Annotated in this window: 6 protein-coding genes; 2 read left to right on the top strand and 4 right to left on the bottom strand. The window is 48.3% G+C overall.

The window, feature by feature from the left end; translation table 11 throughout:
* Positions 1-124 precede the first annotated feature (124 nt).
* Genes INF29_RS13420 through addB form a run of 3 tightly spaced genes read right to left on the bottom strand, consistent with a single transcriptional unit; the run spans position 125 to position 4502 of the window.
* Complete coding sequence (locus INF29_RS13420; RefSeq protein WP_193487186.1) at positions 125-565, bottom strand: YiiD C-terminal domain-containing protein; 441 nt, start codon at positions 563-565, stop codon at positions 125-127.
* An 11-nt stretch (positions 566-576) separates the two neighbouring features.
* The gene (locus tag INF29_RS13415; RefSeq protein WP_193487184.1) at positions 577-1092 is read right to left on the bottom strand and encodes a GNAT family N-acetyltransferase; all 516 of its coding nucleotides are present in this window, start codon (positions 1090-1092) and stop codon (positions 577-579) included.
* A 2-nt stretch (positions 1093-1094) separates the two neighbouring features.
* The gene (gene addB, locus INF29_RS13410) at positions 1095-4502 is read right to left on the bottom strand and encodes a helicase-exonuclease AddAB subunit AddB (RefSeq protein WP_193487182.1); all 3408 of its coding nucleotides are present in this window, start codon (positions 4500-4502) and stop codon (positions 1095-1097) included.
* 133 nt (positions 4503-4635) lie between these two features.
* Here addB and INF29_RS13405 point away from each other — a divergent pair, with 133 nt between their 5' ends.
* Together INF29_RS13405 and INF29_RS13400 are read left to right on the top strand one after the other, a co-directional pair.
* Positions 4636-5055 (top strand): FMN-binding protein, encoded by a 420-nt coding sequence (locus tag INF29_RS13405; RefSeq protein WP_072853613.1) that lies wholly within the window; start codon positions 4636-4638, stop codon positions 5053-5055.
* Between the two features lie 311 nt (positions 5056-5366).
* Positions 5367-6899 carry a stalk domain-containing protein gene (locus INF29_RS13400; protein ID WP_193487180.1) on the top strand — a complete coding sequence of 511 codons (1533 nt, stop codon included), beginning with the start codon at positions 5367-5369 and terminating at the stop codon, positions 6897-6899.
* Between the two features lie 234 nt (positions 6900-7133).
* On the opposite strand, the gene INF29_RS13395 is transcribed toward INF29_RS13400, so the two are convergent.
* Entirely contained in the window at positions 7134-7988 is an 855-nt protein-coding gene (locus tag INF29_RS13395; RefSeq protein WP_193487178.1) for a PHP domain-containing protein, read from the bottom strand.
* Between the last annotated feature and the right edge of the window lie 137 nt (positions 7989-8125).

The following is an 8125-nucleotide window of genomic DNA, read 5'->3' as shown; positions in this document are numbered from 1 at the left end:
AGGGTAGCAGATAATCATACCACCAAGGCTTGAACGAAGTGAAAGCCAGCGTCATTTAGGCGCTGGCTCTTAATAAGCCCTTATAGGGCTAGTGCAAACCACGTCTTTTAGGCGTGGTTATGATTTATTTTGTGATGTAGTAGGTTGCTTCCATTTCCGCCGCCAGCAAATCCCCGCAGAAACATTGGATGTTGAGTATCAGTTTGCCTTTTCCTCTTTCTGCAAAAGAATCCAGCAAAGCCTGTTTGCTTTCCGGATCATTGCAGATGCATTCTGCTCGAAAATCGCTGGTGATGGGGGCAATGTACCGCAGCTGGGTTTTCTGTGCAACAATATTGCCCTTTGGCAGAAGTTCGTGGAAATTGGCATACATGACAGACCAGCCGCAGACCGTCATCAATGCGCTGATGCTGCCGGCAAAGCCCGTGTTTTTGTCGTTTTTATTCTGGGCAAAAGGTACGGAAAGCACCACTTTTTCCGGTGTGTATGTTTCCGCCTGAATGTCCATAAATTCTGTCAGTGGAATATTGCTGTGCAAAAATGAAGTAAATGTTTTTGTATCCATGATGTTCTCCTTTATACTTCAAAAAATGCCTTGTCATAAGTAACGGTGCCATTCCAGTCACCAGCAGGTTCCTGCAAAGGCAGTGCCATGTAGTTTTCGTCGGGCACACCCTCAAAGGGGCAGACAATGCCGAACCGAGAGGCAGGCACATAGCCGGCTTTGGGGTAGTACGTTTCACTGCCTAATACGACACTGATGCTGTAGCCAAGATTTTTGGCAATGCTGTGACCTTCTGCCAGCAATGCAAGCCCAACACCTTTTCTTTGCTGTTCTGGCAGTACTGCCAGCGGCGCAGGAGCAATGGCTGTTTTTTCTCCGATTTTGATTTCAGAGAAGAGAATATAGCCGATGATTTTTCCATTTTCCTCTGCCACCAGAGAAAGAGCCGGCTGGAAGGCTGGGCTTTTGTGAAGCAGTACCACCAAATCCTGCTCGCTGCCGTCGCTGTGTTCCGCGGAGGAAAAGGCGGTTTTCACCAGCTCATATACGGCAGAAGCGTCAGAGGTTGTTTCCTGTCTGATGATCATTGTTATTTCCTTTCGTCTGTTTCATTGAGATTTTCCCAGAAGTCCTCTTTGCCGATTTTTTTCAGATTCCGGTAATAAGGACGGTCTTTGTATTCATAACGGCAGATGGAAGAAAATACACAGTAGTCACAAGGAGTGCTGTTCTGTTTCCGGTAAGGGGCAGGGGTGATGACGCCCGCTTTCATGCTTTCGCCGATGGCAGTAGCACGTTTTGCCGTAAATGCCATAAGGGCGTTGTATTCTTCTTCCGTCGCCAGCAGGGAAGATGCTGTGGGGGTTCCTTTTTTGGTATATTTCAGTGGGATGATGTCCGAAGCACCCAGCCGCATACCGCCGCTGACAGGGTCTACAAAGACTTCATCCATGGCTTTGATGACCGTTTCGTTTTCCAGCACCAGACCGGACATCTGCATTTTGCTGTAAAGAAGATGTTCGATTTCTTCGGCAGACATTTCTTCCGTTACTGTTTGGGTGGGGTCTGTGATGCGGAAATAGAATACACCACCGGGACGGTAGGATTCCGTTCCGTGGTTTTTCAGATAAGCGTCCAAGTATAATAACAGCTGCAACTGCAAGCCATAATAAATATCTTGGAAATCAAAGGCTTTTGTGCCGGATTTATAGTCGATGATTTTCACAAATTTATTGCCTTCCGCATCCAGCAGGTCTACACGGTCGATTTTCCCTCGCAAAATCAATTTGCTGCCGTCGGACATACCAATGACGATAGGCGGCAGTGCTTCATGGGGACCAAAGCCCACTTCATAGCCAGCAGGCTCAAACATACCACTCTGGATATGGCGCACCAGTGTCCAGCCGGCACGTCTGGAAATTCGCTTCAATCGCTTGATGAGGTAACGATTGGCGGCAGAGTCCATCAGGATTTCATTTCCCAGATGGGGCGCTGCTTCGTCCACAGCAGCATCCATACGGCGTTCTGTTTCTTCTTGTGTCAAGGTTTGCCAAGAAATGCCGTCTTTTTTCAGTGTGGCGGCGAATTGTTCTAAAACCTGATGGAACAAATTCCCTAAGTCTGGTGTGCGAAGCTGGTATAACTGTCGGGGTCTTGCTTTCAGCCCATATTCCGCAAAATAAGCAAAGGGGCAGGCGGCAAACCGTTCCAGACGGGATACGCTGGAGAGGATATTTTTGCCGTAAAGGCTCTTAGCTGTTTTGGGTGACAGCTTCTGCCGGCGATCATGAACGGAAAATCCTTGCCGCAGGAGAGAAAGCCGCTGCTGCCATTGGGGTGTGGTGGCAAAATAACTGTAAATATCCTGCCACATGGGTTCCATGGGGGATTCTTCCACATGTTTCCGCATTTGTGTCCCTAACTGGTGGAAACATCCGCCGGGGGTTAGGCTAGAAAGAGGCAGGGCGTCGTCCCGTTCTTCTGTCAATGTGGGATACATCTTTGCAATACGCGCAATGAGAGAAGATGGGAACAATGCTTTCCCTTCCGTATCCCCGTTGGCATAAGTGAGATACAGGGCGTGGGAAGGCTTTGTCAATCCGCGGTAAATGAGGAACTGTTCTTCAAATAACTTCCGTTTGCCGTCAGGGGCAAGTTCCATGCCTGCCGCTGTCAGAGCTTCCCGTTCTGTTTCCGTGAAAATGCCTGTGTTTTCGGCAGGGGCAGGCAAAATGCCGTCGTTGACGCCCAGCACCAGCAAGGCTTTGATGTCCGGCAGACGGCTTCGCTCAATATCCCCTACCAGCAGGCTGTCAGCCGTGGGAGGAATGAGTCCCATAGAGCTTTCTTCCAGCCCGGCAGACAAAATACGGGCAAAGGTGTCCAGGGACATAGGCGCATCCCCAAGGATTTCTACAGCTTTTTGCAGCACATCCATGAGGATTTGCCAGATTTGCCGATGTTCCTCGGCTTTGGCGGCATTGCCTTTGGCTGCGGCTGCTTCGGAAAGAGCCGTGAGTTTTTCCGCAATGCCTAAGGTGTCCAGCTGGACAACGAGAGCCGTTACCCAATCCCGCAAAGGCAGGTTTTTCTTCCGTTTCAGAGCAAGAAGGGATGCAAAAGGCGTCATGACCTGTGCACGGAGGTCGTTAAGGTATGCCTGTTCCGCTTCCTGTCCCGGCTGAAAACCGTATGCCCAGACGTCTTTTTTCCATTTATAGCCTTTGATGCCGTATGCCAGCACATAGTTTTCCAGAATGTCCATGTCCTCCTGCGCCATGGGGGTCAGACCTGTTTTCAGATAAGAGAAAACAGATTCATAGCGGAAGTCATAGACCACACATTCCAGCAGGCTGTTCACCAGTCCAATGAGAGGGTGGGAGGCAATGTCACGGCGGCTGTCCACGAAACAGGGGATGCCTGCTTCTGACAGAATACCTTTCAGCCCTTTTTCATAGGCGGACATGGCATTGGTCACGATGGCAATATCCCGATAACGCAAGCCCTGCTCCCGTACCAGAGAGAGAATCTGTCCTGCGGCGTAAGCCATTTCCGATTCCCTTGTGGCGCAGGAACAGATATGGATGCCCTCATGGTCGGGAGATTTTTTATAATACCCGTAAAAATAGTTTTTCTCCAAAAAGGCAAGGGCAGGTGTTTTTGCCCGATGGTTTTCTTTGAAAAAGACAGGGGATTCCATGGCAATGCCCATTTCTTCTGCCAGAGAAACCAGTTTTTGTTTGGTTAGATGTGGCTCAAAAAAAGGTGCGGCAGGAGGCAGGGAAGAAGCGAAATAGCTGTGTTCATCCATGGGCAGGGTGATGCTGACCCGTTTGCACAGACGAAGCAGCTGGGCAATGATGCCGTATTCCTGTGGCGTAAAGCCATAAAAGCCGTCCAGCCAGATTTCTGTATCCCCAAAAGCGGCGGAGGAAGCCAGTTTTTCTTCCAGCAGGGAAAGGGTGGTGTCCCCAGTCAGATAAGTTTCGGAGAGGAATTCCTCATAGCGGCGGTAGATGCTTGCCATATCCCGGCATTTGTCCTGTATGCTGTGGGAAAGTCCTTCCTGATTGGACATGGTTTCCAGCTGTTCCGGTGTGACACGGTAGCGGAAAAATTCTGTGATGGTTTTTCCCAGACGGCTTACGAAGCCGTTTTTGTCCATCATATGACAGAAATAGGGCAGGTCATCCCGCTGTTCCAGCAGTATTTTCTGCAATGCCATCTGTTTGCCTACATCCCCCAGAATGACGGCTCTGTTCAGACCGTTTTTGGCAAAAAACTGGTGTGCCAGTCTGCCGAAGCTGAGGACTTCCGCCGTTAGGATGCCTTTGCGTTCTGTCCGTGCTGTCAGGTCACGTTCCGCCTGAGAGGTGTACTGCTCCGGCACCAGAAAAATCTGCCGTCCTTTGTGAGCGGATTGGGCAGTGATAATCTCCTTCATACAGTATTCGGTTTTTCCAGTGCCTGCGGCACCAATGAGAAAACGTAATGCCATGTCTGTCCCTCCTTCATTAGTTACATGATACAAAAGGGCAGTATTTTTTGCAAGGACAAGTTCCCGGCAGGCATATCGGCAGAGGTTTTCTCATAAGGTAAGATAACGATATGTTTTGGAGGGAGAAAAGAGGGTGCGGCATACAAGATTTGTAGTGGTAAAAATGCGCGAGCTTTTGAAAACAGCCCTGTTTGCGGTGCTGGGTGTTATCATTGTGGTAGGGCTCATTACCTTTTTCCTGCGTATGGGGGATGGAGAATCCGCAGGGCTTTACCGGGACGGCACTTATGAGGCAGAACTGCCCCTGGGACAGGGCACCGCTTCCGTTTCCGTGGAAATCAAAGATGGACGCATTGCCGATGTGACCGTGACTGACGATGCGGAAACGGTATCTGTCATGTATCCCATGGTGGAAGATGCGGCGGAAGAGGTGGCACAACAGGTGGTACAGAACCAGTCTGTGGAAAACATCACCGTTGCAGATACCCATACATATTCTGCACAGGCGGTGCTGGATGCGGTGAGCGCCTGTCTGGAAGATGCGGCAAAATAAAGGAAAAGAAGATGCCTGTTTTGTGGGCATCTTCATAAGAAAGCTGAAATCCCTGTCATATGGAGGATTTCAGCTTTCTTCTTTCTACTGAGATTTTATCGGATATGTTTTCTTAAGAGAAAGTTGCTTTGGGGCATTTTTTCCTTTGAGAAAAAATAAACAAAATCTTAATATTTGATTTGCCTTTTTTTGTAGATAGGATGGCTTTCCGATGGTATAATGAGAAGTAAGTTGACACAAGAAAAGATGTCTTTTTGGTGTGGACTTTTTCTGTTTCGACAGTTTTGCGGAAAAACGAAGGAGGAGTATGTATGAGAAGAAAGTTAGCGGCAGTATTGTGTACTCTGCTGTGTCTGACTGCTTTTACAGGGTGTTCCGCTGATGAAGTGGGCTACCTGCAGATGAGCGTAGACATGTTGAAAGGCATGGAAGTCAGTGAAACAACAGGGGAAGCTGAAATCACACTGGACTTTGACGCTATGAAAACATTTGCGGCAGACGCGATGCTGGCAAGCGGCATGACACAGGAAGATGTGGACACTGCTATGGCTGGTATGACTGATTTTGATGGCAAAAAGAATGTAAAACTGGAATATACCATGCTGATGAATATGGATGATATGTCCTTTATGTTTGACGTAGATGCAACATATAAAAATCAGGAATATTCTTTCGGCAGATGGTATTACGGCAACAAAGACGGCGTATATATCTCCACAGAAACTGTATGGAGTGCATACCGTCTGATGCGGGATATGACAGATGTAGATACAGACAGCTATTTCTTCAGCGATGCATTTGCGCAGGAATGGAAAGCGATGCTGGATCGCGACCAGTATATCTGCGTTCTGGACATGAAAGAAGATTTGGGTCTGACCCAGGAAGAACTGGATGCCCTGATTCCCAGCGGCTATGACAGCCTCTATGATGCAGCCGTCAACATGTACAAAGATGGTTTCAGCGGCTTTACCACAGGTATGGTAACCAGAATCCAGAACGGTTATCAGATCGAGGCGACAGGCACAGAAGTAGGTCAGATGTTGGTTTCTCTGCTGGATTATATGGCACAGAATCCTGAACCTGTCATCAACGCACTGGAAGAATACCTGAAAGTAACTATGCAGGCAAGCGGCGCTACAGAAGCGGAAATCGCAGACCTGACAAGCTCCATGCAGGCAGCAAGAGACGATGTGGAAGCATTCCGCACCGTACTGGCTGATGTGAAAGACGCAGTGGAAACAGGCATGCAGAATGAAACCGTTGCAGCACTGCTGGCTGGTTTCCATTACACAGGTGAAGTGACAAAAGTAAATGACAGATACTATGGCAGCGAAAACTACCAGATGGCATACAAAGGCGGCACCATGTGCGCAGTAACTTCTTCCACACGCACACAGGAAGCAAGAGGCTCCGTGGTATTCCCTTCCATCAGTGTAAGACCTGACGCTATCACAACAGAACTGGAAACACTGACAGACAAATACAATCCTGTAACAGGTGTCAGTGCAACATGGTACTATGACGAACCTACTGCATTCCTGACAGAAGAACGTGCAGAACCCGTTTACTGGGGCAGCAGCGCTTCTCCTATCGTAGAATATGTGGTACAGGACGGCAGAATCTACCTGCCTCTGCGCAGCATCTGCGATATGCTGGGTGAAACTGTAACATGGGATCAGGCAACCAAGACAGCATCTGTTGTACAGGGCGAAACTGTGATCCCTATGGACAGCATTCTGGTTGACAGCACATCCTACATTGGCGTACGCGGCTTTGAAGCACTGGGCTATCAGGTAACTTACACCAATACAGATGGACAGCATGTAGCAACCATCGTAAAATAAGCAATCCGCAATTTTGAGATAAAAGTTTGAGAAAAAGAAACAGAAAAGCAAAATAAAAAACAGAGTGTCCTCTAAAGCAACTTCTCCTTAAGAATCTTAAGGGGAATTGCGATGGCTGTTTTCAGAAGAAAACAGAACAGAAAAAATAAGAAAGCCAAAATCCTTTGTCATGATAAGGATTTTGGCTTTCTTTGTTTTATTATGAAGATGCGCTGTTTTTTTTGTCAGATAAAATCAGCGGCAGCGGGTGCGCAGGTCTTCCCAGTAAGTGTAAGGAATCTGCAAATTGCCCATGCCTTTGCCCAGTCGGATGTCCGGCTTGTTTTCGCCATGGAAATCACTGCCGCCGGAAGGGAGAAGCCCCAAAGTGCGGGCAATTTTTTCCACGGCTTTTGTCTGGGCTGGTGTATAGGTGGAGTAGCGGCATTCGATGCCGTCCAGACCAAAGGAAATCAATTCTTTGCAGAGGGTTTCCACTTGGGTCATGTCCAAATCGTAAAGAGTGGGATGTGCCAGAACAGCGGCACCGCCAGCGTTTTTGATGGCTTCGATACAGCCTTTTGGTGTGAGGAATTGCCGTTCCACATAGCCAGGGCAGCCGGGAGAAAGATATTTGGAAAAGGCTTCTTTCCGGTCTTTGATGAGTTTCTTTTCCAGCAGCACATTGGCAAAATGGGCACGGGTGATGATTTCACCGCCGGCGTTGTGAGCAACTTCTTCCAGAGAAACCGGCAGACCGATGGCAGTGAGCTGTTTTGCCATGCGTTCGTTTCGGTCGTCACGGCTCTGGCGGATTTCCTCCAGTTTTTCCAGCAGCATAGGGTCATGGCGGTCAAAGCCAAGACCAACAATGTGGATTTCCGGGCGGTGGAAACCTTCATAGAGTGCAGCAAACTCAATGCCGCAGATGGTTTCTATGCCGTGTTTTTCCCCTGCTTCCAGAAACAGTTCCAGTCCGTCTATGGTGTCGTGGTCCGTGAGGGCAATGGCGGAAAGACCTTGTTTCTTGGCAAGAATTACTAGACCTTCCGGGGAAAATGTGCCGTCGGAGCAGTAAGAATGGGTATGTAAATCAATGGTTTTGCACATAGTTATCACTTCCTCGTATAGTATCTTTAGATACCATTATTCTTATATAAAATTTAATAGTTACTTTGTTCAATAGGCTTCATTAAACCCATGATATAATTGTCCCAGTGTCAATCAGGCAAAAGTTCTAGTCACTC

The sequence above is a fragment of the Anaerotignum lactatifermentans genome, assembly GCF_014982935.1.
GTDB lineage: Bacteria > Bacillota > Clostridia > Lachnospirales > Anaerotignaceae > Anaerotignum > Anaerotignum lactatifermentans.
Note: the sequence above shows the minus strand (reverse complement) of the source record. Positions and strands in the feature narration are given on the sequence as shown.

Excerpts from the sequence above, each read along its gene's own strand:
- INF29_RS13420 (WP_193487186.1), bottom strand. The coding sequence starts at position 565 with ATGGATACAAAAACATTTACTTCATTTTTGCACAGCAATATTCCACTG.
- INF29_RS13415 (WP_193487184.1), bottom strand. The coding sequence starts at position 1,092 with ATGATCATCAGACAGGAAACAACCTCTGACGCTTCTGCCGTATATGAG.
- addB (WP_193487182.1), bottom strand. The coding sequence starts at position 4,502 with ATGGCATTACGTTTTCTCATTGGTGCCGCAGGCACTGGAAAAACCGAA.
- INF29_RS13400 (WP_193487180.1), top strand. The coding sequence starts at position 5,367 with ATGAGAAGAAAGTTAGCGGCAGTATTGTGTACTCTGCTGTGTCTGACT.
- INF29_RS13395 (WP_193487178.1), bottom strand. The coding sequence starts at position 7,988 with ATGTGCAAAACCATTGATTTACATACCCATTCTTACTGCTCCGACGGC.